Consider the following 25131-nt stretch of genomic DNA (forward strand, 5'->3'; position numbering starts at 1 on the left):
TATCTCAAACAGTGCTGTATGAGTTAACCCAAACACCCCTGTTTGAGTTAGGAGCTCGCGATGTCGCATCCCGTTCCCGCTTCACCGACCGTCTCGGCGGCCACCCCACGGTCGGCGTGGTGGTCACTCGCCGTGCTCGCCGTCGCCCAGCTGATGCTTGTGCTCGACGTCACCGTCGTGAACGTCGCCCTGCCCCGGCTGAGCGCCGACCTCGGCCTGAGCGCCGACCTGGCGGGCTGGGCGATCGCCGCCTACGCGGTACCGTTCGGCGGATTGCTGCTGCTCGGCGGCCGACTCGCCGACGCGGTCGGTGCCCGGCGGATGCTGCTGATCGGCCTGGGTGTCTTCATCGTGGGCTCGCTGGCCGCCGGACTCTCGACCGGCGTCGCCGCCTACCTGGGCGCTCGCGCCCTGCAGGGAGCCGGCGGTGCTCTGCTCTCGCCCGCGGCCCTCTCGTCGTTGCTGCGCCGCTTCGAGGGCACGGCACGTCGCCGGGCCCTCGCGATCTGGGGCGCCGTCGGGGGCGGCGGCGCTGCGCTCGGCCTGCTCGTCGGGGGCCTGCTCACGGGCGGACCCGGGTGGCGCTGGATCTTCTTCATCAACGTGCCGATCGGCATCGTGGTGGCGATCCTGATCCCGAGGCTGCTCGCTGCGGTTCCGCCGGTGCGGGGCCGGCGCATCGGGGTCGTGCCGGCACTCCTCGCCACGGTCGGCCTGGCCGCCCTCATCGGGGCGGCATCGGTCGCGAGCCTGCAGGGCGGTCTCGTGTCGCTCGGGCTCGCCGTCGTCGGGGTGATCATGCTCGGCCTGTTCGTGATCGTCGAGCGGCGCTCGCCGCAACCGCTGATCCGCCCCGGGCTGCTGGTCCAGCGGGCGATGGCGACGGGATCGTTGCTCATGCTGGTGACCACCGGCCTGCTGGTCGGCAGCCTGCTGCTGCTCTCGTTCTTCGTGCAGGACGGCCTCGGCTGGTCGGCGACCGCCACCGGGCTCGCGTTCCTGCCCATCGCGGTCGCGCTGGTCGTGGGCGCCCAGGGTGGCGGCCACCTGCTCGGCCAGTTCGGCAGTCGCCGGCTCGCCCCCATCGCCGCAGTCATCTCGGCGGTCGGGCTGGGTCTTGCGGTCTGGGCGGTCGCATCCGAGCAGCCGGTCGGCGCCATCGCCGCGATCACCCTGGCGTCGATCGGATTCGGCATCAATCTGGTCACCGGGTCGACGACCGCGCTCGGCCAAGTCGACGACGAGGAATCGGGATCGGCGTCCGGTGCCGTGAACGCGGCGCACGAGGTGGGGTCGGCATCCGGAGCGGCGGTCTTCTCCATGCTCGGCGTGGCCCTCTCGACGGCGTCGGCCCTGGGCTGGGCGGCGGCGGTCGCGGTTGTGCTCGCGGCGCTCGCCGTGCTCGTGCTGCCGAACTTCGTTCCGGCGCCGGGGGAGGCCTGGGGCGGGCACTAGCCGCGGCCGGGGTGGGCGCGCGCCTACGCGGTGAACGTCGTGCCCACCACCTGCAGCAGCCGCAGCTTCTCGGCGGCGTCGGACCCCGCGCGCGGTGTCAGCACGAGCAGCGCCTGCGCCTGGTTCTCGGTGAAGAGCGGCTGGCAGTCCACCTCGATCTCGCCGAGCTCCGGATGCACGAGCGTCTTGTGATCGTCGAAGCGGCGCGCAACGAGGTGCTCGGCCCAGATCTCGGCGAACTCCGGACTGCGACGCAGCAGTTCGGCGACGATCGCCGTGGCTGTCGGATCGGCGCCGCCGGCGGAGAGCGCGGCGCGCAGTCCGGCCGCCTGTACCCGGCTCTGGTGGGCGTGGTCGCGTTCGGGGTAGCGGGCGCGAGCCGCGGCATCCGTGAACCAGCGGTAGTAGGTGCTGCGGGCGAGCCCGGTGTAGTTCGTCTCGTCGCCGATCAGGGCGGTGGCCATGGCGTTCTGGGCGAGGGTGAAGCCGAGGTCGGAGACGACGAGCGCCGGGGTGTCGTCGAGCCGGTCGAGCACGCGCAGCAGGGCCGGCGCCACGTGGTCGGAACGGTTCACGTGCGCGGGGGCGTGGTGGCCCGCGAGGCGGAAGAGGTGGTCGCGCTCGTCGAGGGTCAGCCGCAGCGCGCGGGCGATCGCGGTCAGCATCTGCTCGCTCGGCTGCGGACCGCGCTGCTGCTCGAGCCGGGCGTAGTAGTCGGTCGACATCCCGGCCAGCGAGGCGACCTCTTCGCGGCGCAGCCCGGGCGCACGGCGACGCTGTCCGGGGTTCATCCCGACGTCGGAGGGCTGCATCGACTCGCGGCGCGTCCGCAGGAAGTCGGCGAGTTCGGCGCGGTTCATTCCCCCATCCTCCCGCGGCGTCGGATGCGGAGCCAGGGATCGCCGATCCCTGGACAAGCGCTCTCTGCCGCCGCGGGCCGCCGGCGCGCAGAGTCGAACACATGAAGACCACCGGAAACACCCTGTTCATCCCCGGCGCCACCTCGGGCATCGGCCTCGGGCTCGCACTGCGATTCCAGGCGCTCGGCAACACCGTCATCATCGGCGGCCGCCGCACCGAGCTGCTCGAGCGGCTGGTCGCCGAGCATCCGGGACTGGATGCCGTCGAGATCGACACGAGCGACGCCGCCTCGATCGCGCGCGCCTTCGACACCGTGACGAGCCGGCATCCGGACCTCAACGTGCTCATCGCCATGGCGGGCATCATGCAGCCGGAGGATCTGCACGACCCGGGCTTCCTGGCGACCGCCGAGCGCACGATCACGACCAACCTGCTCGGCCCGCTGCGGCTGCTCGCCGCGTTCATCCCCTTCCTGTCGCGGGCGAAGGACCCCGTCGTCATGACGGTCTCGTCGGGCCTCGCCTTCGTGCCGCTGCCGAGCACGCCGAGCTACAACGCGACCAAGGCCGCCATCCACTCCTTCACCGAGAGCCTGCGCGTGCAGCTGGCCGACACCCCGATTCAGGTGCTCGAGCTCGTACCGCCGGCCGTGCGGACCGACCTCATGCCCGGCCAGGCGGAGTCGCCGCACGCGGTCCCGCTCGAGGACTTCCTCGACGAGGTGATGAGCATCATCGAGACGCAACCGGATGCCGACGAGATCCTGGTGAAGGCCGTCGGGTTCCTGCGCTTCGCCGAAGCGAACGGGAGCTACCCCCAGGTACTCGCGAACCTCAGCGGACGGGCGTTGTAGCGCGGGCGCTCCCCGGGGCCGTGCACGGAGGGACTTTCGCCCCCTGTGCACGGCCGCGCGGGCGTCGATGATCGCGGCTATGAACGGTCACCGCATCGCCCGCGTCTTCCTGCTGATCGCGCTCGGCTTCGTCGGCGTGACCGCGGTCGCCGGTGGCGCCGCGCTCGTGCTCGGCTCGGCGATCCCCGGCTTCGCGGCGGGCATCGCGATACCGTTGTCGTACCTGGATGGCTCGCCGTTCGACTCCTATGTGGGCCCGGGCGTCATCCTCGCCGTCGTGCTGGGCGGGGTGCACGTGCTCGCCTTCGTCTTGCTGTTGCGCCGGCATCCCTACGCGCTGTTCGCCGCCGCGGTGGCGGCTTTCGACACGCTGATCTGGATCTTCGTCGAGCTGGTGTTCATCCCGTTCAGCCTGCTGCAACTGATCTACTTCGCCGTGGGCCTGGCCGAGGCCGGCCTGATCATGCTCGGCCTCGGGTTGCTGAGCCCGTCGAGGAACGCGATCCCGAGCGACGATCGTTCCTGACGCGGGTGCCGGAGTCGCAGGAGGACCTTCGGCACTGTGGCCGATGCGCCGCGCGGGGGATGCTCAGTCATGTGGAGGTCGACAGCCCGGGGACGGGGCTGGTCCTTCACGCATCGGCCACGAACGGATGTCGATGCTCTTGCAAGTCCTCAAGGGGGAGATTTCTCATGCACAAGCCCACAGCTCGTACTCGGCGACTCGCGACGCTGATCGTCGGACCGACCGCCATCCTGGTTGCAGGCCTTCTGGTCTGGAACGGATCGAACGCCGCATTCACGGCGACCACCCGCAACACCGGTAACAACTGGGAGACCGGATCGGTGCTGCTCTCCGACGACGACCTCGGTGCCGCGGCGTTCCGCGTGTCGGGGGTCGTTCCCGGACAGACCGGATCGAGGTGCATCGTCGTCACCTCCGAGTCCACGGTTCCCGGTGAGGTGCGGATGTACGTCGACACCATCGGGGCGCAGGGCCTCGAGAACAACATCACGATCTCCATGGAGAGCGGATCCGGGGGCAGCTTCGCGAATTGCACCGGATTCGTTCCCGACGCTCCTCCCGTCGGGCCTGCACTGTCGCTCGCCGCCGCCGCCGCGTCGAGCAACAGCTACGCGACGGGCATCCTGCCCTGGGCCACCACCGGAACTCCGGGGGAAACCAAGACGTATCGTGCGACCTGGACCTTCGACGTCACCGGCTTGACCCAGACGCAGATCGACGCTCTGCAGGGCAAGTCGGCCAGCGCCGATGTCGTCTGGGAGCTGCAATCCACCCTGTAGCGCCGTAACGGCACGAGGGGGCAGGGCGATGACCGGGGAACCGATTCAGGAACCCCAGAGCCGGCGCGCGGTCGCGGCGGCCTGGGGGCTCCTCGTGCTGCGCCTTCTCGCACGCGGGTACCTGGTCTTCCTGGTCGCACTCGCGGCCTGCGCCGTCGGCCCGATGGCCTTCGGTCTCACCGGGACGGTGGTGCAGAGCGGATCGATGATGCCGCACATCGGGGTCGGCGATGTCGTTCTCTCGCGGCCGCTGCCGGCGGATGCCGCAACACCGCTCGGACGGGTCGTGACCTTCCCGGCTCCATCGGGATCGGCGGCCCCCGGAATCCGCCTGCACCGCATCGTCGGCGTCAATCCCGACGGCACGTTGATCACCGCGGGAGACGCCAACCGGGATGCCGACAGCGCTCCGCTTCCTCGCGCCGACATCATCGCGGTGGGCTGCCTGCTCGTTCCCTGGGTCGGTCTGCCCGCCTATTGGCTGCAGCACGGCCTCGCACTTCCGTTCGCGGCATGGCTCGCCGTCACCCTGCTCGCCCTGATCATCGAGTTCCTCGCATCGCGGGACGAGACCAAGGAACGACGGGAACGTCGATCGCGGCATGCGCGGCCGCCGCGCCGAGGCATCCCGGCACTGGTCGGCAGCATCGGGGTGGAGAGTGCCCTGTCGGTGCTGTCGCTGGTTCTTTGCGCTGCGATGGTGGCCATCGCCCCGATCACGCCGTCCGCGAGTTCGGCATTCACCGGTACGACCATCAACGCGGCGAACAACTGGGTCGCCGCCATCTTCGCGACCGCGGTCAAACTCCATTTCACGACGAATCCGTCGAATTCGACGGGCGGTGTCGCGTTCGCCGTTCAGCCCGCCGTGGCGATCCAGACTTCGAGCGGTGGCTCGACGACGAGCACCGCTCCGGTGACGCTGTCGATCAGCACGCCTCAAGGCGCCACGCTCCGCTGCACCGCCAACCCGGTGGCCGCCGTCGCCGGAACAGCCCGCTTCACGGGCTGCGCAGTCGACAAGGCGGGGACCTACACCCTGAGTGCGACCTCGCCGGGCCTGTCCTCGGCCATCAGCACGAACTTCACCGTCGCAGTCGGTCCGGCGAACAAGCTCGTGTTCTCGGTGTCGCCCACCGCCACCCAGGCGAACACCACGTTCGTGACCACCCCGGTGGTGACCGTGACCGACGCGGGCGGCAACACCGTCGCGAGCACCGCATCCATCAGCGTGTCGCTGACCACAGCTCAAGGGGCGACACTGACCTGCGGAACCAACCCGAAGAACGCGACCGCCGGTCAGGTGAGCTTCCCGGGATGCCGCATCAACAGGACGGGCACCTACACGCTCACCGCCAGTTCCAGCGGGCTGCTCGCGGGAGTCAGCAGTGGCTTCACGATCACCGGGCCGGTGCTGCCGCTGCTCAGCTGCTCCGACCAGACGTGGATCGCCACCTTCAGCTGGTCGCCGACCCCCTATGCGCCCACCGTGTACCGGCTCTATGTCAACGGGATCCAGGTGCCGGCCACCGGTGCCGATGGCTGGAACTCCTACGTGCAGCTCACGTCGAGCAACGTGCCCGTCTCGATCTTCCCGGCCGGCACCGCGACCCTCGAGGTGCGCAAGGTGGTGAGCGGGGGAGAAGTCGTCATCGGGGACGGCACCGTCCACCTCGGGACCGCGGCGATGCGTACCTACACCTGCGACTGATGGCTCGAGGCGGCTCGAGTCTCATCGTCTCCTGAACGCGGGACTTTCGACCCTGTCAGACCGGTCTGTCGACGGTCACACTGGGGTCAGCCGATCGAAAGCCACCGGGGGTACGTGGCATCGACGGCTCCGAGACCGGGGGGCTCGGAAGAGGAACACAGAACCGCCGCGGCGTGAGTGCTGCGGCGGTTTTGGTGCGTTACCGGGCCGGCACGTTCCCGGTGACGTCGGCGATCGCCGACGGGGACGTCAGGGCGGCGACCAACCCGGGGAATCGTGCGTTCAGCTCGGGCACTCGCAGCCGCACCTGGCAGCTGCGACCGGCGTAGAGCGTCTCGGTGAACCCCGCCTCCCGCAATGTCTTGAGGTGGTGCGACACTGTCGACTTGTGGAGGTCGAGCCCGAAGAAGTCGTCGGTGATCGAGTGGAACTCGCCGTCGGCGAGCGCCACGACGATGCGCACGCGGTTCTGGTCCGACAGGGCCCGCATGAGCTCGGCGAGGCGCAGCTCCGCGGCGGGGGGCATGGGCAACGTGTCGTCGGGCATTTCCCGCCTCCGTTGGTTAGTTTGACGGTCATCAAACAATGGGCTAGCGTCACCGTATGACGGATATCGAACAATCGTATGCCCCGATGCGCCAGGTGCTGATGAAGCTGGGCATCCTGGCGTTCGGATTGTTCATCGTGGGAACGAATGCCTTCGTCATCGCCGGACTGCTTCCTCAGATCGCCCGCGCACTGCGTGTGACCCCCGAGGTCGTCAGCTACTCGATCACCTTCTACGCGCTCGTGGTCGCCATCGTGGCGCCGACGATCTCGATCCTGCTGTCGCGCGTGTCGCGCACGATCCTCATGGCGAGCGGGCTGGGGCTCATCGCGGTGGGCACGGCATTGGCCGCGGCATCCACCGGTATCGAGGCGTTCACGATCGGCCGGATGATCGCCGGCATCGGGGGAGCGGCTCTGGTGCCCACCGCGACGGCGGCGGCGACCGCCCTCGTGCCTCCCGCTCGGCGGGGAACCGCGATCGCGTTCGTGAGCGCGGGCTTCACCCTCTCGACCGCGATCGGCGCGCCCCTCGGCACGGCGATCGGTGCCTCCGGAGGGTGGGAACTGCCGCTCTGGGCGCTCGCCGGCCTCTCGGCGCTGCTGGTGCCCGCGGTGCTGCTGGGGGTGCGCGACATCCCGCTCTCGGTTCCGGCCAGCCTGGGTCGACGGCTCGCCTCCCTGCGCGACGGCCGGCTGACGCTGACCCTGTTCGCGGGTCTCTTCATCTTCGCGGCGTTCAACAGCGTCTACATCTTCAGCTCCTCGGTGACCGGCACGGCGACCGACGGAGACGGCACCCTGCTCGCCGCGCTGCTGTTCGGCTACGGGTTGGCCGGCATCGTGGGCAACGTGTTCGCCGGACCGCTCACCGACCGGCTGGGTGCGCGCGTCTTCGGCACGATCGCCCTCGCGGTCCAGGTCGCTCTTCTGGCGCTTCTGCCCCTGCTCGACGGCAGCTTCCTCTGGACCATGGTGCTGTTCGTCGTCTGGGGGCTCACGGCTTTCGCCTCCGCCGTCCCCCTGCAGCACCGCCTGGTCGACATCGATCCCGCCAAGGCCGGGATCGCTCTCTCGTGGTGGGCCAGTGCGACCTACCTCGGGGTCGCCGTCGCGCCCCTGCTGGGAGCGAGCGCTCTCGCGATCGGCGTGCCGTTCGTTCCGGTCATCGGAGCCGTTCTCGCGGTCGTTTCGCTCGGGCTGTTCCAGTTCGGGTACCGAGCGCGGCGGGCGAGCCGGCCCGAGTCGGCCCCGGCCGCTGTCGACGGCGCGGTTACCCTGGAGGCATGACGCCGCAGGAGCTCGAGACGCTCGCCCTGCTTCGGCGCGCGCGCGACCACATCGATCGCGCCTACGCCGAACCGCTCGACGTCCCGACGATGGCGCAGACGGCGCTGATGTCGCCGGCGCACTTCTCGCGGCGGTTCCGCGCCGCCTACGGCGAGACCCCGTACGGCTACCTCATGACCCGGCGGATCGAACGGGCCATGACCCTGCTGCGCGGCGGGATGAGCGTGACGGATGCCTGCATGGCGGTCGGCTGTACCTCGCTCGGTTCGTTCAGCACGCGCTTCACCGAGCTCGTGGGCGAGACGCCGAGCGCGTACCGGGCTCGGGATCACGACGCACTGGAGGCGATGCCGCTGTGCATCGCGAAGGTGCTGGGGCGCCCGCAGCCGCGATCGAGCAGGATCAGAGAAGTCGCCGCGGCATCCGCTGTCTAGCCTGATCGCATGACGATCTCGCTTCAGTACACCCACATCACCGTCAACGACGTCGACGAGTCGGTCGCCTTCTATCGCGATGCGCTCGGGCTCGACGTGCTCAACGATGTCGCATCGGGTGGGCACCGCTGGCTGACCCTCGGATCGCCGGCGCAGCCGGGCCTCGGAATCGTGCTGAGCGATCCGCACGCCGGACGCTCCCAGGCCGATGGCGACGCCCTGCAGGAGTTGCTCACGAAGGGCGTGCTGCCCAACATCGTGTTCGCCGCCGACGACGTCGATGCGGCGTTCGAACGCGTGCGGGCTTCGGGTGCCGAGGTGCTGCAGGAGCCGGTCGCCCAGCCCTGGGGCCCCAAGGACTGCGCGTTCCGCGACCCCTCGGGCAACACCGTGCGGATCTCCCAGGCGGCATGACGCGTGCTGCTGGGCTGAGCTAGCCTCGAGTCATGCGTGGCGGTTGGGTGTGGACGATTGTCGGAGTCATCGTCGCGGTCGTGATCGCGTGGTTCCTGGTCGGGGCTCTGCTTCAGCTGGCCTGGCTGATCGTCCGGATCGGGATCGTGCTGGTCGTCGCGGTGATCGTGTTCTTCGCCCTGCGCGCCGTGTTCGCGCGGCCCCGCGCCTGAGGCCGCCCGTCTCAGCTGGTCGAACCGGGGGTGCGCAGGGCGGCCAGCTGCTGGGCTTCCGCGCTCACGAAGTCGCGGAATCGGGATTCCGTGATGGCGGCGTCCTCCACGTCGAGATAGGTGCGCACGACGAGATTGCCGCGCTGGAGATCGATCGTGTAGTACCGCCCGCCGGCCCAGCTCTCGTCCCAGCCGATCGCCGCCACGCTGGCGGGGAGCCTCTCGAGCTGCGGCGCCGGCGTGACGGCCGTGGTCACCCGATCCGCTCCGGTGCCGGAGCGATAGGAGTCGCAGGCGTCCACGTGGTGGGCGAGCTGCGCCAGGTAGGCGACCGCCTGGTCGGAGTTCTGGAACATCCGGATGGACTGCCCGAGGGTGTCGACCTTGTCCGAGTCGGTGTAGGTGCCGGTGTAGTCGATCGTGCTCACGTCGTCTCGTGGCCTCGCGCCGAGTGTCTCGGCGACGGGCGACTGGAAGTAGGTGAAGAAGCACGTCGCGGGGGTACCCTGCTGCTTCGTCCAGTTGTCGAGCGTCGAGTCGTATTCGCCGCCCGCGTCGCTCGAGGCGTAGTCGCCGTAGGCGTCGGTCTGATCGGTCAGTCCGAGCTTGCGGGTCGCGCTCGGCGGGGGCACGGTCGCGGTCGCGATGAAGTCGGCGAAGCAATCGGCGGCGCAGTTCAGGGGATCGCGCGCGAGAGGCGACTGCGGTGCCCCCGCGACAGGCGGCCCATCGCCGGCGTTCCGGAAGTTGGATGTCGCGTGCCCCAGGTGCTGGACGATCGACACGGCACCCCAGACCCCGCCGGCCACCAGCAGAAGCGACAGCACCACGATGCCGCTGACGATGCCCAGGGTTCGGCGGGGATGCGGAGCGCGTGCCGGCGGGGCGGCGAATCCGACGGGTGGCCCGCCGAGCGGGTACCCGGGCGGGTCCCCGGGCAGCGGCAGCCCGCGCGGCGGCGCGAGCACGGGGGGACCGGCGGGCGGGCTCAGGGGCGGCGGAACGGGCGGGCCGGCGGGCGGCGTACCGCCGGCCGACGGCGGCACGAACGGCGGAACCTGGTCCTCCACGGGCGCTCCTTCTCGGCGGGATCAGGTCACACTACCGGGAAGGATGCTCCGGATCCTCCTTGTTCGCGAAGTTTGCTCGCACCTCTTCACGCAGCGCGGCGACCTGGTCGGCGAGGTCCTGCAGATCGCTGCGGGTCTCCTGCTGTTCGTCGCGATCGGAGGCCGCGACGCGTTCGACGATCCACGAGGCGAGGGTCGCCGTGATCACGCCGATGAGGGCGATTCCGCCGATCATCACGCCGATCGCGACGAGCCGTCCGACGATCGTCACGGGCACGTAGTCGCCGTATCCGACGGTCGACATCGTGACGCAGGCCCACCAGATCGCGGCCGCGAAGTTCGTGATGGTGCCCTCGCTGCGCTCGGCATCGAGTTCGGCCAGGGCGGCGACGTAGATCAGGAGCAGCGAGGCGCCCGCCGCGTAGATGACGATCCGACCGCGGAAGAAGCGGTTGGTGGTGCGATGCAGCACCGCGAGCAGGGTCACGAGCCGCAGCAGGCGCAGCGGGCGCAGGGCAGGCAGCGCGACGACCGCGAGATCGAAGAGGTGGGTGCGGAACCATCGCCAGCGCCGTTCGGCCAGCACCAGCTGCACCAGGTAGTCGAGCACGAAGACCGCCCAGGTGACGTTGATGACCGTCTCGGCGATGACCGCGTGCGGCCCTTCGAGGTCGGCGATCACCTCCCACGAGTACGCGATCAGGAAGACGACCGCCACCGCGGCGAGGGGCCACTCGGTCTGCTTCCTCCAGCGGGCGAGCTTCATGCTGCGATCCTAGGGAGTCGTTCAGCCCGGGAAGTCGGCCGAGCGCCCGAACTCGACGTGCAGCTGAGTCTGGCCCAGGGCCGAGAACAGGTAGAAGTCGCGCAGGTTCTGCCATCCGGTGGTCCAACGCAGTCGACTCGCCACCTGCCAGATCGTCGCGTCCGGCTCGTCGCGCAGCACCGCCGCGGCCGCGCGCGATCGCGAGAGATGGTGCTCCGCGAGCACGGCGGTGCGCTCGGCCAGCCCGCGGAAGCGATATTGGTGCCCGGGAGCCACCTCGAGCTCGTCGTAGGCCTCGAGCGTGCGCAGCGAGGCCAGGTAGTCGGCGATCGGGTTCGTCTCGCCTGCATCGCCGAGCCCGAGGCCCGAGAAGATCCGGGGCAGCACGGTGTCGCCCGTGAAGACGAGGCCGGCCTCCGCGTCGACGAGGCTCGCCGAGCCCGCGGTATGGCCCGGCGTGGCGAGCGCCTCGATCGACCGGCCCGGCACGTCGATCAGTTCGCGCGGCTCGTACGCCCGGTCGACCGCCGGTGCCGCCTCGGCGACGAGGCCCGGACCGAGGGCGACGCGCAGCTCCGGCCAGCGGTCTTCGGGCACGCCCCAGGAGCCGAACCGGGCGTCGGTGGTGTCGATGCCGTGCGCCGCCAGCGCCGAGAGGGCGAGCTGCTCGCGCCGCAGCATCCCGAGACGGGCCCCGGATGCCGCGCGCAGGCGCTCGGCCATGCCCAGATGGTCGGGATGCAGGTGCGTCACGAAAACGGAGGCCACGTCGTCGATCGACAGCCCGAAGCGCGCGAGCCCCGCCACGAGCAGCTGCCAGTTGCGCTCGGTGTCGTAGCCGGTGTCGATCAGGTGCACCGAACCGTCGGAACCCTGCACCGCGTAACTCAACGAGAAGGGATTGCCCGGCTGACTCATCGGCAGGGGGATCGACCAGATGCCGTCGCGGATCTCGTCGGGCTCGGGCATCCGCCCCGCCATCGCGTCGTCGAACTGGGCCGGGTTGGTGGGCTGCACGGGCTCCATTCTCCGCGCGTTAGGGTCAGGACATGGACACTCTGCGACTCGGCAACAGCGGCCTCGAGGTTTCGAGGATCATCCTCGGCTGCATGAGCTACGGCGACCCGGCCCGGGGCAACCATGCCTGGAGCATGGGGCTCGACGAGAGCCGGCCGTTCTTCCGTCAGGCGATCGAGGCGGGCATCACGACCTTCGACACCGCGAACGTCTACTCGCTGGGCTCGAGCGAAGAGATCACGGGTGAGCTGCTGCGCGAGTTCGCGCGACGCGACGAGGTCGTCATCGCGACGAAGGTGCACGGCCGGATGTTCCCCGGGCCGAAGGGCGCCGGGCTGAGCCGCGCGGCGATCCTGACGGCGATCGACGACAGCCTGCGCCGGCTGGGCACCGACTACGTCGACCTCTACCAGATCCACCGCTGGGATCCGGAGGTGCCCATCGAAGAGACGATGCAGGCGCTCGACGATGTGGTGCGGGCCGGCAAGGCGCGCTACATCGGGGCCTCCTCGATGTGGGCGTGGCAGTTCGCCCAGGCCCAGTACACGGCCGACCTCGGCGGGTGGACCCGCTTCGTCTCGATGCAGGACCAGTACAACCTGCTGCAGCGCGAGGAGGAGCGGGAGATGCATCCCTTCTGCGTCGATCAGGGCGTCGGTGTCATCCCCTGGAGCCCGCTCGCGCGCGGCCGGCTGACCCGCCCGTGGGGTACCGAGACGAGTCGCACCGGGACCGACTCGTTCGGGGCGACCCTGTACGGGCAGCCCTCCGACGAGGCGATCGTGGATGCCGTCGCCGCCGTGGCCGCCGAGCGCGAGGTGCCGCCGGCCCAGGTCGCCCTGGCCTGGCTGCTGCTGCAGCCCGCGGTCACGGCCCCCATCGTCGGCGCCACCAAGCCGCAGCACCTGGTCGACGCCGTCGCGGCGGTCGATCTGCAGCTGAGCACGAGCGAGTTGGCGAGGCTCGAAGAGCACTACGCCCCCCGCTCACCCAACGGATTCTGAAGGAGCCCCCGATGGCACTGTTCGCGAGTCGGCGCGGAACCGACGAGTCACTGCCCCGCGACGATCGCGGCGTAGGGCATTTCAACGACTACAGCTACGGATTGGTCGCCCGCAACAAGCGGATCACGATCGTGCTCGCCGACAGCGATCCCCATCAGGAGGAGCTGCGCGCGATCCTGGATGCCGGTGACGAGCATCCCGAGACGGCGATCTCGCCGCGCACCCGGGAGCAGGAACGGGTGGATGCCCCGATCGTGGTCCGGCTCTTCACGGGGCGGCGGGTGAGCGGTCCGGTGGGCAGCGTGCCGCGCGGGCTCGAGTCGGTCGTCGACGACACCCTGCGTCGTCTCGACGACACGGTCGGCAAGGCGCGCATCCCGGCGCGCATCGTCACCAAGGGCGGAAAGCTGCGGGTCGAGCTGCTGATGGGGCTCGTGCGCTAGTCGGATCGCGGCGGAACGCCTCGCGGCGCCGCTAGTGGTGCGCGTTGGTGAGTACGGTCACCACGAGCAGGATGCGCGTGATCAGCACGAGGGCGCTCAGCACGATCGCGATCACGCCGAGGGTGCGGCCGCGGTTCCGCGCCACTGCGACGATGCCGAGAATGAGCGCGATCACGGCCAGCAGGGTGTCGAACGGCACCCCGATTACGACGGCGATGAACACCGAGCCGTAATCGCCGAACCCGGTGTTGCGTCCCGACACGAGTCCGAGCAGGTCGGACGTCACCGTGAACAACGAGGCGATGCCGATCAGGACCACGACGAGATCGCCGACGAAGCCCAGCAGGCCGAGCACGAAGGCGGTGACCCCGACGGCCCGGCGCGGCTTCAGCGGGGCAGGGGCGACGGACGGGGTGTTGGTCGATTCGGACATGCCTGAACCGTAGCGAGCACCGAGTGCCCCGCGACAGGACCTTAGGCCTGAGGGCTCTCGGGTGCCGCGGCGTCGGACCCGGCAGCTGCCGACTGCTGCGCCGCGATCTCGGCGCGGATCGCATCCATGTCGAGCGCTCGTACCTGCTCGATGAGGCTGTCGAGGGCGGGGCGGGGGAGTGCCCCGGCCTGCGAGAAGACGCCGATGCCGTCGCGGAACGCCATTAGGGTCGGGATCGCCTGGATGCCCATCGCTCCCGCGAGCCCCTCATTCGCCTCGGTGTCGACCTTGCCGAACACGATGTCGTCGTTGGCCTCGGAACTCGCGTCGTACACCGGTGCGAAGGCCTTGCACGGTCCGCACCAGTCCGCCCAGAAGTCGACGAGCACGATGCCCCCGTCGAGGACTGTGCTTTCGAAGGTCTGCTCGGTGAGTTCGACGGTTGCCATGCATCCACCCTAAGTCGGGCGCCGCGGAGCCCGCTGGCGCGCCCCGCCGACGGCCGATGCCGCGGCGGACTCGTCAGTCGAGCTCCGACTCGCGCAGCAGCATGTCGAGCACGTCGAAGAAGCTCTGCCAGCCCGCCTTGGCCTGAGCGAGTTGCTCGGGCGGCAGGGCCCCTCCGCCCTGCTGCATGGTCATGCGCGTGCGGCCGTCGAGGTCGTCGAACTGCACCGTGAGGTAGCCCCACCCGTCGTCCGGCGACCCGTCGGTGAAGGCGATCACGAGGCGGGAGGGCCGCTCGACCTCGACGAACTCGCCGATCCAGTCGATCTCGCGACGCTCGGGGCCGACGAACATCGTGGCCTTCCAGATGCCGCCGGGGCGCGCATCCAACTGCACGCCGTCCAGCGGGATGTCGCCGTTCTCGCCGCCGAACCAGACCGCGAACCGGCGCGGCGTCGTCCACGCGTCGAACACCTGCTCGACGGGAGCATCGAACTCGCGCACGATCGTGATGCCGTCGGTGGGGATGGGATCGGGATGCGTCGCCATCCGGCCATTCAAGCAGGGAATACCGGCGGTGGGGATGTGGTTGGATGGCATATCGATGCAAACGCATAAATAGAAGGAGCGTCACGATGACCGCCATGCAGTTCGGGATCTTCACGGTGAGCGACATCACGCAGGACCCGACAACCGGCCGCACTCCCAGCGAGGCGGAGCGTATCCAGGACGTGCTGACGATCGCGCAGCACGCCGAGGAGGTCGGGCTCGACGTCTTCGCACTGGGGGAGCACCACAACCCGCCGTTCTTCTCGTCCTCACCCACCACGACGCTCGCCTACCTGGCGGCGAAGACGACGACGCTGCAGCTCACCACGAGCACGACCCTCATCACCACCAACGACCCGGTCAAGATCGCCGAGGACTTCGCGATGCTCCAGCACCTCGCGGGCGGGCGCGTCGACCTCATGCTCGGGCGCGGCAACACCGGCCCGGTGTACCCGTGGTTCGGGCAGGACATCCGGCAAGGCATCCCGCTGGCGATCGAGAACTACGCGCTGCTGCACCGTCTGTGGCGGGAGGACGTCGTCGACTGGCAGGGCAAGTTCCGCACGCCGTTGCAGGGCTTCACCTCGACGCCGCGCCCGCTCGACGGGGTCGCGCCGTTCGTCTGGCACGGCAGCATCCGCAGCCCCGAGATCGCCGAGCAAGCCGCGTACTACGGTGACGGCTTCTTCGCGAACAACATCTTCTGGCCGGCCGAGCACTACCAGAAGCTGATCGGCTACTACCGGCAGCGCTTCGAGCACTACGGTCACGGCACCGCGCAACAGGCGATCGTCGGCCTCGGCGGGCAGGCGTTCATGCGCGCGAACTCGCAGGATGCCGTGGCGGAGTTCCGGCCGTACTTCGACAACGCCCCGGTCTACGGTCACGGCCCCTCGCTCGAGGACTTCAGCTCGATGACGCCGCTGACCGTCGGCAGCCCGCAGCAGGTCATCGACCGCTACGCGGGAATGCGGGACCTGTTCGGCGACTACCAGCGTCAGCTGTTCCTGATGGACCACGCGGGCCTGCCCCTGAAGACCGTGCTCGAGCAGCTCGACCTGCTCGGCGGCGAGGTCGTGCCGGTGCTGCGCCGGGAGCTCGCCGTGAACCGCCCGGCCGAGGTGCCCGACGCCCCCACGCACGCCTCGCTGCTCGCCGCCTCGCTGGCCGACGCCGTCGAGACCGACCTCACGGAGGTGAAGTGATGACCGAATCCCGGAAGATCGTCGTGATCTCGGCGGGCCTCAGCCAGCCCTCGTCCACGCGTCTGCTCGCCGACCGCCTGGCTCAGGCGACGGTGAAGCGGCTCGCCGACGACGGTGTCGCGGCCGAGGTGCAGGTGATCGAGCTGCGCGATCTGGCGCAGGACATCACCAACAACCTGCTCACCGGCTTCGCGGCGCCCAAGCTGGCGGCGGCGATCGAGCAGCTGACGGCATCCGATGGGGCGATCTTCGTCACCCCGATCTTCACCACCAGTTACAGCGGCCTGTTCAAGTCGTTCATCGACGTGCTCGACCCGGATGCGCTCAGCGGCCTGCCCGTGCTGCTCGGCGCGACCGGGGGCACCGAGCGGCACTCGCTGGCCCTGGAGTACGCCATGCGCCCGCTGTTCAGCTACCTGCACGCGGTCGTCGCGCCCACCACGGTGTACGCGGCGTCCAGCGACTGGGGGAGCACCGGGGATGCGTCCACCGGCGGGTTGCCCGAGCGGATCGACCGGGCGGCCGGTGAACTCGCCGCGCTGGTGCGCGAGCATGACCGATCGACGCGGGTGCGCGATCCCTTCGCCCTGCCGACCGGGTTCAGTCCCGTGGGCGGGTTCGGGGCCCAGTAACCGGGCCTAGCAAGCCGGGCCCCGCAGCCGGGGGCCCGGCCGGCCCGGCTCAGCTCTGCCGGCGCTCGCCGAACCGCTCCTCGAGCAGGGCGACGAGCGCCTCGGTCGCCGCGGACGGGTGCGGGCGGGTCACCAGGCGCAGCTGCCAGTCGACCCGCTCGCGCAGCGGGCGCACCACGGCGCCGGGGGCCGGGATGACCGTGAGCTCGGGCAGCGCTCCCACGCCGAGGCCGGCCGCCACGAAGCGCGGGATCTCGCCCAGGTCCGAGAGCTCGGTCGCCACGCGCCGGCTCAGGCCGCGCTGCGCGAGGGCGGCATCGAGCGTCGCGCGGTTGCCGAATCCCTCGCGGGCGTCGACGAAGCGCTCCGCCACCAACTCCGCGAGCGGCACCGAGGCCCGTTCGGCCAGGGGATGCCCGTCCGGCAGGATCGCGACGAACCGTGACGAGGCCAGGCGGTGCTCGCGCAGGCCGGCGGGGGCCTCGGGCAGGCCGAAGAGGGCGGCATCCAGTCGTCCGCTGCGCACGTCGTCGGCCAGTCCCGCCGATCCGGTGGGGGACGGCCCCAGCTGCAGGTCGACGCGCGGGTGTCGCCGGTGGAACTCGCCCAGGACGCCCGGCAGATCGATCGTCGATAGGTTCGTGAAGATGCCCACGCGCAGCCGGCCGCGGAGTCCGGCCGAGGTGTCGGCGAGGTCGGCGACCCGCTGGAGGGCTTCGAGCGCGGCACGGGCCGCGGGCACGAGTTCCTCGCCGAGAGGGGTGAGGGCGACCCCGTGCGGTCCTCGGTCGAAGAGGGTCGTGCCGAGTTCGCGTTCGAGCGAGCGGATGCCGGCGGACACCGTCGACTGCACGGCGTAGACGCTCTGCGCGGCCCGGGTGAAGTTGAGCTCGTCGGCGACGGCGAGGAAGTACTCGAGTTGTCGGCCGTCCATACGGCAATCGTACTATTCGATCGTCATGATCAAGCACGTTCGTTGGACTCGATGAGTCGGACGAGGGAGAGTTGGAGTCATGACCAGCACCGCAGACCTCGTCGTTCCGACCTCCCTTCCCGCGCACCGTCCCGCTCGCCGCGGCCACCTCGGTGGGCGTGCCGGCTTCTGGGTCATCGCGCTGGCGTTCCTCGCCGCGATGGCGTTCTCGACCGTCCCCACTCCGCTTTACGCGCTGTACGCGGCGCGCGACGGCTTCGCGACCTGGGTCGTCACGGTGATCTTCGCGGCCTACGCGCTCGGGGTGCTGCTCAGCCTCTTCCTGATCGGGCACATCAGCGACTGGGCAGGCCGTCGCCGCATGATCCTGGTGGCCATCGCCATCGAACTGCTGGCCGGCGTGCTGTTCCTGGTGTGGAACGACGTGGCCGGGCTGATCGTGGCGCGCTTCATCACCGGGATCGGCGTCGGCACCCTGACCGCCAGCGCGACGGCGCACCTCAGCGAGCTCGCGCCGCACGCCACCCGTCGCGCCGGGATCGTGTCGACGGTCGTGAACACGGGCGGTCTCGCCCTGGGCCCGCTGGTGGCCGGCGTCCTGGCGCAGTTCGCCCCGAGCCCGCTCGTGGTGCCGTACGCCGTCTTCCTTCTGGTGCTGGCCCTCGCCGTCGTCGCGGTCTCGCTCGTGCCCGAGACCGTGGAGCGCCGTGAGGAGCGGCCGGCGTATCGCCCGCAGCGGCTCGCCGTGCCCGGTGCCGACCGGGCGCGCTTCTTCGCCGCGGGGGTCGCCGCCTTCGCCGGCTTCGCCGTGCTCGGCCTCTACAGCGCCCTCGCGCCGACCGTGCTCGCCGTGAGCATGCACGAGACGTCCCGCCTGCTGGCCGGGGTGGCCTCCTTCCTGTCCTTCGCGGCATCGGCCGTGATCCAGGTGGTCGCGATCCGCGTCCCGGCACGGGTGCAGCTCGTGCTCGGCATCGTGCTCGCGGTCGCCGGACTCGCGTTCCTGTCGGTCTCGGCCCTGCTGGCGCTGCTGCCCCTGTTCCTGCTCGCCGCGGTCGTGGGCGGCGCCGGTGTCGGGCTGCTGTTCCGCGCGGCGATCGGCGTCGCGGCGGCGCTCGCGGCGCCCGATCGGCGCGGCGAGGTGCTGGCCGCGGTGTTCCTGTTCGCCTACGCGGGCCTCGCCGTGCCCGTGCTGCTGATCGGCGCCGCGCTCATGCTGGCGCCCCTTGTGCCCATCCTCGTGGTGTTCGCCGTGGTCGTAGCCGCCCTCGTGATCGTCGCGGGGCGGCGGATGCTGCGGCACTGAGCGCCTCGCACGCGGGAGCATCCGGGTGGGCCGTGAGCGCGAAGCCGGGCTGAGCCCACCCAGCCGGCCGGGCGATCCGGGCGTATCGTCGGACCATGGAGCGCCGGCGCTCGATCGGGATCGCCGCGGTCGTCGTGGCGGCGATCGTGGCTCTGCTGCTGACCGGATGCGCGACGACGCCGCGCGCGAGCTCCCGCCCCCTGCTGCTGCCGAGCGCGCTCGACACGGTCGTCTGGCGCGGCTGCATCGACGGGCTCGACGTCACCGGTCTGAACGTCTCGATCGGGGGCATCAGCGGCGAGATCCTGGTCGATGTCGGCCCGGGCGACATCTTCGACAGCTGGTACGTGCATGCCACCTCCCGCGCCGTCACCCTGGTCACGCCCCACGCCACCGCCCCGGCGGTCTCGGGCGATTCGGCCGGCCCGGCCTCGATGAGGCTCCTGGGCGCGGCCGAACGCGCCGCTCGATCCGTGCAGCGCTGCGCCTCGGCCTACCGTTTCGTCGACGCGAACGATCTGCCCCTGTCGCGCGGCGGGCTGCTGCAGCTGTATCGCTACGACGTCGCCGTGCTCTGGCCGTGCCTGCGCGCTCACGGCGTGATCGTCGCGGATCAGCCGAGCCGGGAGCTGTACCTGACGCCGGTGACCGCCGCGGCGATCGATCCCTACGGGAGCGCGAGTTGGACCCCGGGCAACGTCGAGACCGCGATCCGGGCCGCCCGGGAATGCCCCGATGTGCCGGCCTATCTGGTGAACCGATGAGGGGCCCCGGCGGGAGAGCCGCCCCTGCCGCGCTCGTGGTCGCCTCCCTCGCTCTGCTGTCCGGATGCGTCGCCACCGTCGGCCGCGGCGATGCGGGACCGCATCGGCTGCCGCTCGGAATCCCCGAACCGGCGGTGGCGCGCTGCGAGCAGGGCGCGGGCCTCGGCGAATCGACTCCCACCGTGGTGTGGCGGGACACCGTCGGCCTGCACGTGCGCCTCGGCGTCGGCTCTGCCCGATCGCCGAAGACCTCGGCGGTCGCCTCGACGACCGAGCAGGCCCTCGTCTCGTGCCTGATGGTCGCGACGGGAACGGTCGAACCGTATCCCGCGGATTCGGCGGGCCGGCTCCTGCTGTGGAAGTACTCGGTGGGCGTGCTCTGGCCGTGCCTGGCCCAGCACGGCGTCGACGCCGGATCCGTGCCCGATCGCGCGGCGTTCCTCGCGGGGGACCGGTTGCAGATCGACCCCTACGATCGCGTCGCGTCCCACCTTTCACGCTCCGCCCTGCAGGCGTTGAAGAAGGACTGCCCGGCGGTGCCCGACTACCTGCGTTCGGCGACCGGGCCGGGGCCAACGGCATCCGGGTGAACGCAAGGCAACCGGAGCGCGGCGTGCCGGCGGCAGATCGAACATCCGGTCGACGTCACGTGAATCCTCGGTGCATCCGGGCGCGCGCGGCGCCGTCGCCGCATCCGGTCGACGATCCTGGTCGCGTGAGAGTCGCACTGATCGCCGAATCGTCGCTCATCCACATGAACGGCGTCACCCATTCGCTCCTCCAGGTGCTGCGCCACCTGAGGGCGAACGGACACGAGACGCTCGTCATCGCCCCGCGTGCCGGCGACGACGATCCCGGCTCGGAACAGTTGCACGGCGCCGAGCTGTCGCTGCTGCGGTCCGTTCCCCTGCCCTCCTATCCCGAGGTGCGTCTCGTCTTCGCCCGGGCGCGTGCGCTCTCGGCGATCCTGCGCGAGTTCACGCCGGATGTCGTGCACCTGGCCTCGCCGTTCGTGCTCGGCTGGCAGGGCCTGCGGGCGGCCGAGCTGCTCGGCATCCCCACGGTGGCGATCTACCAGACCGACATCCCGGGCTATGCCCAGCGGTACGGGATGCCGGTGGCGACCCAAGCGCTCGCCCAGCACGTCGCCCGCATCCATCGCCGCGCGACCCTGACCCTCGCGCCCTCGTCGTCGGCCATCGCCGAGCTGAGCGACGCCGGCGTCGACCGGTTGCGGCACTGGGCCCGCGGCGTCGATGCCGAGCGCTTCCACCCCGGTCGCCGCGACGAGGCCCTGCGCCGCCGACTCGCCCCCGACGGTGAGGTCATCATCGGCTACGTCGGCCGTCTCGCCCCCGAGAAGCAGGTCGAAGACCTGCGCGCGATCGCCGCCCTGCCCGGGACGCGCCTGGTCATCGTGGGGGACGGTCCCAGCCGGCCCGCGCTGGAGCGCCTACTGCCGGGGGCGGCGTTCCTCGGGTTCCTCGGCGGCGACGGGCTCGCCGAGGCGGTCGCGAGCTTCGACCTGTTCGTGCATCCGGGCGAGAACGAGACCTTCTGCCAGACCGTGCAAGAGGCGCTCGCGAGCGGGGTGCCGACCGTCGCCGTCGGCCGCGGCGGACCGCTCGACCTCGTGCAGAACAGTCGCACCGGCTGGCTCTACCGCCCCGGCGACCTCGACGATCTGCGGGCCCGGGTGCTCGACCTGGTGGGCGACGCGGGCAAGCGCCGGGCGTTCTCGATCGCCGCCCGCGAATCCGTGGCGAATCGCAGCTGGGCCCGGCTGGGGGACGAGCTGATCGGGCACTACCGCGACGCGATCCGGATGCGGCGGGCCGGCGTCGATCGTCGCGACACCGCGCCCGCCCAGGTCGCCGATCGCCCGCTGCGCCCCAGGCTCGTCCCCAACGCGGCGCCCGGTGCGGTGGCCGGCTGGACCAGGTACGTGGCCGTCGGCGACTCGATCACCGAGGGCCTCGGCGACAGCTCCCGGCAGGCGCCCGGCCAGTTCCGCGGCTGGGCCGACCGGCTCGCGATGCTGCTCGCGCATCAGGAGGGGCGCACCTCCCCGCTGCTGTCGGCGAACCTGGCCGTGCGCAGCCGCACCGTCTCCGATGTGCTGAACCGGCAGATCCCGCGCGCCCTCGAGCTCAAGGCCGACCTGGTCTCGGTGCTCGTCGGCGGCAACGACCTGGCGCGCCACGGCGCCGATCCGCAGGCGCTCGCGGCCTCCCTCGCGACAGGCATCGCGCGGGTGCGCGAGAGCGGCGCCGAGGTGCTGCTGGTGACCCCGTTCATCCCGCCGTGGCCCATGCTGCGGCTGCTGCACGAGCGCACCGCGGCGATGTCGCGCGCCCTGCGGCAGGTGGCCGTCGACACCGACTCGCGACTGCTCGACCTGTCGATCGACCCCGACCGACTCGACGAGCGGATGTGGGCCGACGATCGCGTGCACCTCAGCTCGCACGGACATCGACTGCTGTCGTACCGGGCGGCCGAGACCCTCGGGGTCCCCGGCGTCGCCGAGCTGGGCGCGCTGGACCGCGCGCTGCATCACGACGAGGCCGACGAACCCGGATGCCGCATCTCGACCCCGGCCTGGGTCTGGCTGCACGTGCGACCGTGGGCCGGTCGTCGGCTGCGGGGTCGCACCGCCGGCGACGGGCTCGAGCCGAAGCGCCCCCTGCTGCTGCCGGTGCTCCCGGTCGACCCGAGCGGGCATCCGGCCCCGGCCGAGCCGTGATGCACCGCTCGGGGCGCCAGCTGGGCGTGGCGCGTCCGACTGCGCGACACGCCGTGCTGGTACCATGAGGCAACCGCCATTCGGCGGCCGCGCGCTCGCGACCATCGTGAGTGTGCAACATCCGGAGCAGGCCGGCACGAAGCTGGTCACCGGTGGTGGTCCTCCGAACCGATCCGAACGCACGAAACGGGTCGGGGTCGGCGCACTTCTACTGTTGGCCAGAGCAACGAACCGGCGCCCGCGCACCGTGGAAGTTCACGAAGCTGCGCCGTCGTTCTTCCTGCCCGCTCCTGCTCCTTCGTATGTCGGCGACCCGTATGGTCGCCAGCCAACAAAAGGAGAGACACCTCGTGGAGGGTCCCGAAATCAAGTTCGCCGAAGCCGTCTTGGACAACGGCAAGTTCGGCACGCGCACCGTCCGGTTCGAAACCGGTCGGCTCGCCCAGCAGGCTCAGGGCGCGGTCGCCGCGTACCTCGATGAAGACACCATGCTTCTCAGCGCCACCAGCGCGGGCAAGCACCCGCGTGACGGCTTCGACTTCTTCCCCCTGACGGTGGATGTCGAAGAGCGTTCCTACGCCGCGGGCAAGATCCCCGGCTCGTTCTTCCGTCGCGAGGGCCGCCCCTCGACCGAGGCGATCCTGGTCTGCCGTCTGATCGACCGCCCGCTGCGCCCGACCTTCGTCGAGGGTCTGCGCAACGAGGTCCAGATCGTCATCACGGTGCTGAGCATCGCGCCCGACGAGTTCTACGACGCGCTCGCGATCAACGCGGCCAGCCTGTCGACCCAGATCTCCGGTCTGCCGTTCTACGGTCCGGTCGGCGGCATCCGCCTCGCCCTCATGCCCGGCAACGGCAACGGGCCCGACCAGTGGATCGCGTTCCCGAAGTTCAGCCAGCTCGCGGAGGCCGTGTTCGACCTCACGGTCGCCGGCCGCATCGTGACCGACAAGGACGGCAATGAGGATGTCGCGATCATGATGGTCGAGGCCGAAGCGACCGAGGGCAGCTGGGAGCTGATCCGCAGCGGCGCCACCAAGCCCGACGAGACCGTCGTGGCCCAGGGTCTCGAGGCGTCCAAGCCGTTCCTGAAGCAGCTCATCAAGGCGCAGCAGTCGATCGCCGACCAGGCCGCCAAGGCCATCCAGGAGTTCCCGCTGTTCCCGCCGTACCAGCAGGCGACCTACGACGCCGTCGCCGGTCTCGCCTACGACGAGCTCAAGGGCGTGTACCAGATCGCCGACAAGCAGGAGCGTCAGAACGCCGACGACCTGCTCAAGGACCGCGTCAAGGGCCACATCGCCGCCGAGGTCGAGGCCGAGCGCCTTCCCGCCTCCGCGAACGCCGAGGTCAGCGCCGCCTACAAGTCGGTCTCGAAGAAGGTCATGCGCAGTCGCGTGCTGACCGAGGGCATCCGCATCGACGGCCGCGGCCTGACCGACATCCGGGCGCTCGACGCCGAGGTGCAGGTCATCCCGCGCGTTCACGGTTCGGCGATCTTCCAGCGCGGCGAGACCCAGATCCTGGGTGTCACCACGCTGAACATGCTCAAGATGGAGCAGCAGATCGACTCCCTCGCCCCGGTGAAGAAGAAGCGCTACCTGCACCACTACAACTTCCCGCCGTACTCGACCGGTGAGACCGGCCGCGTCGGCTCGCCGAAGCGTCGCGAGATCGGGCACGGCTTCCTCGCCGAGCGCGCCCTCGTGCCGGTGCTGCCGAGCCGCGAGGAGTTCCCGTACGCGATCCGTCAGGTGTCCGAGGCTCTCGGCTCCAACGGCTCGACGTCGATGGGCTCGGTCTGCGCGTCCACCCTCTCGCTGCTGAACGCCGGTGTGCCGTTGCGCGCGCCGGTCGCCGGCATCGCGATGGGCCTCATCTCGGACGAGGTGGATGGTGAGACCCGCTACGCGGCCCTCACCGACATCCTCGGTGCCGAGGACGCGCTCGGCGACATGGACTTCAAGGTCGCCGGAACCTCCGAGTTCGTCACCGCGATCCAGCTCGACACCAAGCTGGCGGGTCTGCCGTCCTCGGTGCTCGACGGCGCCCTGAAGCAGGCCAAGGAGGCCCGCACGGCGATCCTCGCGGTCATCAACCAGGCGATCGACGGACCGGACGAGATGGCGCCGACGGCGCCGCGCGTCATCAGCGTGCAGATCCCGACCGACAAGATCGGCGAGCTGATCGGCCCGAAGGGCAAGACGATCAACGCGATCCAGGACGAGACCGGCGCCGACATCTCAATCGAGGAGGACGGCACCGTCTACATCGGTGCGGTCGACGGCCCCTCGGCCGAAGCAGCCCGCGCGCAGGTGCTGGCGATCGGCAACCCGCTGAACCCGGAGGTGGGCGAGCGGTTCCTCGGAACCGTCGTCAAGCTGGCCGCGTTCGGCGCGTTCGTCTCGCTCATGCCCGGCAAGGACGGCCTGCTGCACATCAGCGAGGTCCGCAAGCTCGCCGGTGGGCGCCGCGTCGAGAACGTCGAAGACGTGCTCGCGGTCGGGCAGAAGGTCCAGGTCGAGATCACCAAGATCGACGACCGTGGAAAGCTCTCGCTCGCCCCGGTGGTCGACGAGTCGGAGGCCGCTGACGCCGAAGGCCGTCCGGCCGACGACAGCCACGTCGACACCTCGTCCGAGGGCGAGTCGGTCGACGCGTAGCCGCGCACCGCTGGTTCGACGAGCCCCATTCCGCTTCGGCGGGGTGGGGCTCGTTCGCGTCGTGGCGCGGAATC

The 25131-nt window shown here is 70.5% G+C and carries 27 protein-coding genes; 18 read left to right on the top strand and 9 right to left on the bottom strand.

The features are described 5' to 3' along the window. The first annotated feature begins 60 nt into the window (after positions 1–60). Positions 61–1455 (top strand): MFS transporter, encoded by a 1395-nt coding sequence (locus tag ACFPJ4_RS03605; protein WP_386738921.1) that lies wholly within the window; start codon positions 61–63, stop codon positions 1453–1455. A gap of 23 nt (positions 1456–1478) precedes the next feature. On the opposite strand, the gene ACFPJ4_RS03610 is transcribed toward ACFPJ4_RS03605, so the two are convergent. Then, positions 1479–2315, bottom strand: coding sequence for a helix-turn-helix transcriptional regulator (locus tag ACFPJ4_RS03610; RefSeq protein ID WP_386738922.1), 837 nt, complete (start codon positions 2313–2315; stop codon positions 1479–1481). A 101-nt stretch (positions 2316–2416) separates the two neighbouring features. Between ACFPJ4_RS03610 and ACFPJ4_RS03615 the strand changes: the two genes are divergently transcribed. From ACFPJ4_RS03615 to ACFPJ4_RS03630, 4 genes are all read left to right on the top strand, one after another. Then, positions 2417–3169 carry an SDR family oxidoreductase gene (locus ACFPJ4_RS03615; RefSeq protein ID WP_386738923.1) on the top strand — a complete coding sequence of 251 codons (753 nt, stop codon included), beginning with the start codon at positions 2417–2419 and terminating at the stop codon, positions 3167–3169. Positions 3170–3248: 79 nt separating this feature from the next. After that, entirely contained in the window at positions 3249–3695 is a 447-nt protein-coding gene (locus tag ACFPJ4_RS03620; protein ID WP_386738924.1) for a hypothetical protein, read from the top strand. Positions 3696–3862: 167 nt separating this feature from the next. Beyond that, on the top strand, positions 3863–4474 hold the full coding sequence (locus ACFPJ4_RS03625) for a hypothetical protein (RefSeq protein ID WP_386738925.1): 612 nt from the start codon (positions 3863–3865) through the stop codon (positions 4472–4474). Positions 4475–4502: 28 nt separating this feature from the next. Then, positions 4503–6185, top strand: a complete 1683-nt coding sequence (locus ACFPJ4_RS03630) for a S26 family signal peptidase (protein WP_386738926.1) — start codon at positions 4503–4505, stop codon at positions 6183–6185. A gap of 199 nt (positions 6186–6384) precedes the next feature. Here ACFPJ4_RS03630 and ACFPJ4_RS03635 read toward each other — a convergent pair whose 3' ends face one another. Continuing rightward, positions 6385–6732, bottom strand: a complete 348-nt coding sequence (locus tag ACFPJ4_RS03635) for an ArsR/SmtB family transcription factor (protein ID WP_386738927.1) — start codon at positions 6730–6732, stop codon at positions 6385–6387. A gap of 56 nt (positions 6733–6788) precedes the next feature. Here ACFPJ4_RS03635 and ACFPJ4_RS03640 point away from each other — a divergent pair, with 56 nt between their 5' ends. The 4 genes from ACFPJ4_RS03640 to ACFPJ4_RS03655 are packed head-to-tail and all read left to right on the top strand — an operon-like array spanning position 6789 to position 9081. Continuing rightward, positions 6789–8021: an MFS transporter gene (locus ACFPJ4_RS03640; RefSeq protein ID WP_386738928.1), complete on the top strand. Its 1233-nt coding sequence runs from the start codon at positions 6789–6791 to the stop codon at positions 8019–8021. Further along, positions 8018–8455 carry a helix-turn-helix transcriptional regulator gene (locus ACFPJ4_RS03645; RefSeq protein WP_386738929.1) on the top strand — a complete coding sequence of 146 codons (438 nt, stop codon included), beginning with the start codon at positions 8018–8020 and terminating at the stop codon, positions 8453–8455. Before ACFPJ4_RS03640 ends, ACFPJ4_RS03645 begins: the two co-directional genes overlap by 4 nt. Before the next feature lie 9 nt (positions 8456–8464). Next, positions 8465–8869, top strand: a complete 405-nt coding sequence (locus ACFPJ4_RS03650; protein ID WP_386738930.1) for a VOC family protein — start codon at positions 8465–8467, stop codon at positions 8867–8869. Between the two features lie 32 nt (positions 8870–8901). Further along, positions 8902–9081, top strand: a complete 180-nt coding sequence (locus tag ACFPJ4_RS03655) for a hypothetical protein (RefSeq protein ID WP_386738931.1) — start codon at positions 8902–8904, stop codon at positions 9079–9081. 11 nt (positions 9082–9092) lie between these two features. Here the strand turns inward: ACFPJ4_RS03655 and ACFPJ4_RS03660 are convergent, their stop codons facing one another. The 3 genes from ACFPJ4_RS03660 to ACFPJ4_RS03670 are packed head-to-tail and all read right to left on the bottom strand — an operon-like array spanning position 9093 to position 11934. Beyond that, complete coding sequence (locus ACFPJ4_RS03660; protein WP_386738932.1) at positions 9093–10151, bottom strand: hypothetical protein; 1059 nt, start codon at positions 10149–10151, stop codon at positions 9093–9095. A gap of 31 nt (positions 10152–10182) precedes the next feature. Further along, positions 10183–10917 (bottom strand): potassium channel family protein, encoded by a 735-nt coding sequence (locus tag ACFPJ4_RS03665; protein ID WP_386738933.1) that lies wholly within the window; start codon positions 10915–10917, stop codon positions 10183–10185. 21 nt (positions 10918–10938) lie between these two features. After that, positions 10939–11934: an MBL fold metallo-hydrolase gene (locus ACFPJ4_RS03670; protein ID WP_386738934.1), complete on the bottom strand. Its 996-nt coding sequence runs from the start codon at positions 11932–11934 to the stop codon at positions 10939–10941. 32 nt (positions 11935–11966) lie between these two features. Between ACFPJ4_RS03670 and ACFPJ4_RS03675 the strand changes: the two genes are divergently transcribed. Together ACFPJ4_RS03675 and ACFPJ4_RS03680 are read left to right on the top strand one after the other, a co-directional pair. Further along, positions 11967–12938: an aldo/keto reductase gene (locus ACFPJ4_RS03675; protein ID WP_386738935.1), complete on the top strand. Its 972-nt coding sequence runs from the start codon at positions 11967–11969 to the stop codon at positions 12936–12938. 11 nt (positions 12939–12949) lie between these two features. Next, positions 12950–13381, top strand: a complete 432-nt coding sequence (locus ACFPJ4_RS03680) for a hypothetical protein (protein ID WP_386738936.1) — start codon at positions 12950–12952, stop codon at positions 13379–13381. Between the two features lie 31 nt (positions 13382–13412). On the opposite strand, the gene ACFPJ4_RS03685 is transcribed toward ACFPJ4_RS03680, so the two are convergent. The 3 genes from ACFPJ4_RS03685 to ACFPJ4_RS03695 form a co-directional block, all read right to left on the bottom strand. Then, positions 13413–13814 carry a hypothetical protein gene (locus tag ACFPJ4_RS03685; protein ID WP_386738937.1) on the bottom strand — a complete coding sequence of 134 codons (402 nt, stop codon included), beginning with the start codon at positions 13812–13814 and terminating at the stop codon, positions 13413–13415. 41 nt (positions 13815–13855) lie between these two features. Then, positions 13856–14263: a thioredoxin gene (gene trxA / locus ACFPJ4_RS03690; protein ID WP_386738938.1), complete on the bottom strand. Its 408-nt coding sequence runs from the start codon at positions 14261–14263 to the stop codon at positions 13856–13858. 73 nt (positions 14264–14336) lie between these two features. Beyond that, complete coding sequence (locus ACFPJ4_RS03695; RefSeq protein ID WP_386738939.1) at positions 14337–14810, bottom strand: SRPBCC family protein; 474 nt, start codon at positions 14808–14810, stop codon at positions 14337–14339. Positions 14811–14905: 95 nt separating this feature from the next. On the opposite strand from ACFPJ4_RS03695, the gene ACFPJ4_RS03700 reads away from it, so the two are divergent. Then, the gene (locus ACFPJ4_RS03700; protein ID WP_386739764.1) at positions 14906–16015 is read left to right on the top strand and encodes an LLM class flavin-dependent oxidoreductase; all 1110 of its coding nucleotides are present in this window, start codon (positions 14906–14908) and stop codon (positions 16013–16015) included. Then, positions 16015–16647: an FMN reductase gene (locus tag ACFPJ4_RS03705; protein ID WP_386738940.1), complete on the top strand. Its 633-nt coding sequence runs from the start codon at positions 16015–16017 to the stop codon at positions 16645–16647. The genes ACFPJ4_RS03700 and ACFPJ4_RS03705 overlap by 1 nt, the downstream gene beginning before the upstream one ends. A gap of 49 nt (positions 16648–16696) precedes the next feature. Here the strand turns inward: ACFPJ4_RS03705 and ACFPJ4_RS03710 are convergent, their stop codons facing one another. Further along, the gene (locus ACFPJ4_RS03710; RefSeq protein ID WP_386738941.1) at positions 16697–17581 is read right to left on the bottom strand and encodes a LysR family transcriptional regulator; all 885 of its coding nucleotides are present in this window, start codon (positions 17579–17581) and stop codon (positions 16697–16699) included. Between the two features lie 79 nt (positions 17582–17660). Between ACFPJ4_RS03710 and ACFPJ4_RS03715 the strand changes: the two genes are divergently transcribed. From ACFPJ4_RS03715 to ACFPJ4_RS03735, 5 genes are all read left to right on the top strand, one after another. Continuing rightward, positions 17661–18887, top strand: a complete 1227-nt coding sequence (locus ACFPJ4_RS03715; protein ID WP_386738942.1) for an MFS transporter — start codon at positions 17661–17663, stop codon at positions 18885–18887. 95 nt (positions 18888–18982) lie between these two features. Continuing rightward, positions 18983–19651 carry a hypothetical protein gene (locus ACFPJ4_RS03720; RefSeq protein ID WP_386738943.1) on the top strand — a complete coding sequence of 223 codons (669 nt, stop codon included), beginning with the start codon at positions 18983–18985 and terminating at the stop codon, positions 19649–19651. Continuing rightward, positions 19648–20241: a hypothetical protein gene (locus tag ACFPJ4_RS03725; RefSeq protein ID WP_386738944.1), complete on the top strand. Its 594-nt coding sequence runs from the start codon at positions 19648–19650 to the stop codon at positions 20239–20241. Before ACFPJ4_RS03720 ends, ACFPJ4_RS03725 begins: the two co-directional genes overlap by 4 nt. A gap of 125 nt (positions 20242–20366) precedes the next feature. Beyond that, complete coding sequence (locus tag ACFPJ4_RS03730; protein ID WP_386738945.1) at positions 20367–22394, top strand: GDSL-type esterase/lipase family protein; 2028 nt, start codon at positions 20367–20369, stop codon at positions 22392–22394. Positions 22395–22744: 350 nt separating this feature from the next. Beyond that, a complete protein-coding gene (locus ACFPJ4_RS03735; protein WP_386738946.1) occupies positions 22745–25057 on the top strand; it encodes a polyribonucleotide nucleotidyltransferase in 2313 nt (770 codons plus the stop codon). Positions 25058–25131: the final 74 nt, after the last annotated feature.

Source organism: Lysinimonas soli, assembly GCF_042655435.1.
Lineage (GTDB): Bacteria > Actinomycetota > Actinomycetes > Actinomycetales > Microbacteriaceae > Lysinimonas > Lysinimonas soli.

What these genes read in the sequence shown, in the direction of transcription:
- trxA (WP_386738938.1), bottom strand. Translation starts at nt 14,263, where the DNA reads ATGGCAACCGTCGAACTCACCGAGCAGACCTTCGAAAGCACAGTCCTC.
- ACFPJ4_RS03635 (WP_386738927.1), bottom strand. Translation starts at nt 6,732, where the DNA reads ATGCCCGACGACACGTTGCCCATGCCCCCCGCCGCGGAGCTGCGCCTC.
- ACFPJ4_RS03710 (WP_386738941.1), bottom strand. Translation starts at nt 17,581, where the DNA reads ATGGACGGCCGACAACTCGAGTACTTCCTCGCCGTCGCCGACGAGCTC.
- ACFPJ4_RS03695 (WP_386738939.1), bottom strand. Translation starts at nt 14,810, where the DNA reads ATGGCGACGCATCCCGATCCCATCCCCACCGACGGCATCACGATCGTG.
- ACFPJ4_RS03665 (WP_386738933.1), bottom strand. Translation starts at nt 10,917, where the DNA reads ATGAAGCTCGCCCGCTGGAGGAAGCAGACCGAGTGGCCCCTCGCCGCG.
- ACFPJ4_RS03715 (WP_386738942.1), top strand. Translation starts at nt 17,661, where the DNA reads ATGACCAGCACCGCAGACCTCGTCGTTCCGACCTCCCTTCCCGCGCAC.
- ACFPJ4_RS03605 (WP_386738921.1), top strand. Translation starts at nt 61, where the DNA reads ATGTCGCATCCCGTTCCCGCTTCACCGACCGTCTCGGCGGCCACCCCA.
- ACFPJ4_RS03610 (WP_386738922.1), bottom strand. Translation starts at nt 2,315, where the DNA reads ATGAACCGCGCCGAACTCGCCGACTTCCTGCGGACGCGCCGCGAGTCG.
- ACFPJ4_RS03620 (WP_386738924.1), top strand. Translation starts at nt 3,249, where the DNA reads ATGAACGGTCACCGCATCGCCCGCGTCTTCCTGCTGATCGCGCTCGGC.
- ACFPJ4_RS03675 (WP_386738935.1), top strand. Translation starts at nt 11,967, where the DNA reads ATGGACACTCTGCGACTCGGCAACAGCGGCCTCGAGGTTTCGAGGATC.
- ACFPJ4_RS03655 (WP_386738931.1), top strand. Translation starts at nt 8,902, where the DNA reads ATGCGTGGCGGTTGGGTGTGGACGATTGTCGGAGTCATCGTCGCGGTC.
- ACFPJ4_RS03705 (WP_386738940.1), top strand. Translation starts at nt 16,015, where the DNA reads ATGACCGAATCCCGGAAGATCGTCGTGATCTCGGCGGGCCTCAGCCAG.
- ACFPJ4_RS03615 (WP_386738923.1), top strand. Translation starts at nt 2,417, where the DNA reads ATGAAGACCACCGGAAACACCCTGTTCATCCCCGGCGCCACCTCGGGC.
- ACFPJ4_RS03725 (WP_386738944.1), top strand. Translation starts at nt 19,648, where the DNA reads ATGAGGGGCCCCGGCGGGAGAGCCGCCCCTGCCGCGCTCGTGGTCGCC.
- ACFPJ4_RS03700 (WP_386739764.1), top strand. Translation starts at nt 14,906, where the DNA reads ATGCAGTTCGGGATCTTCACGGTGAGCGACATCACGCAGGACCCGACA.
- ACFPJ4_RS03645 (WP_386738929.1), top strand. Translation starts at nt 8,018, where the DNA reads ATGACGCCGCAGGAGCTCGAGACGCTCGCCCTGCTTCGGCGCGCGCGC.
- ACFPJ4_RS03640 (WP_386738928.1), top strand. Translation starts at nt 6,789, where the DNA reads ATGACGGATATCGAACAATCGTATGCCCCGATGCGCCAGGTGCTGATG.
- ACFPJ4_RS03630 (WP_386738926.1), top strand. Translation starts at nt 4,503, where the DNA reads ATGACCGGGGAACCGATTCAGGAACCCCAGAGCCGGCGCGCGGTCGCG.
- ACFPJ4_RS03650 (WP_386738930.1), top strand. Translation starts at nt 8,465, where the DNA reads ATGACGATCTCGCTTCAGTACACCCACATCACCGTCAACGACGTCGAC.
- ACFPJ4_RS03720 (WP_386738943.1), top strand. Translation starts at nt 18,983, where the DNA reads ATGGAGCGCCGGCGCTCGATCGGGATCGCCGCGGTCGTCGTGGCGGCG.
- ACFPJ4_RS03625 (WP_386738925.1), top strand. Translation starts at nt 3,863, where the DNA reads ATGCACAAGCCCACAGCTCGTACTCGGCGACTCGCGACGCTGATCGTC.
- ACFPJ4_RS03680 (WP_386738936.1), top strand. Translation starts at nt 12,950, where the DNA reads ATGGCACTGTTCGCGAGTCGGCGCGGAACCGACGAGTCACTGCCCCGC.
- ACFPJ4_RS03685 (WP_386738937.1), bottom strand. Translation starts at nt 13,814, where the DNA reads ATGTCCGAATCGACCAACACCCCGTCCGTCGCCCCTGCCCCGCTGAAG.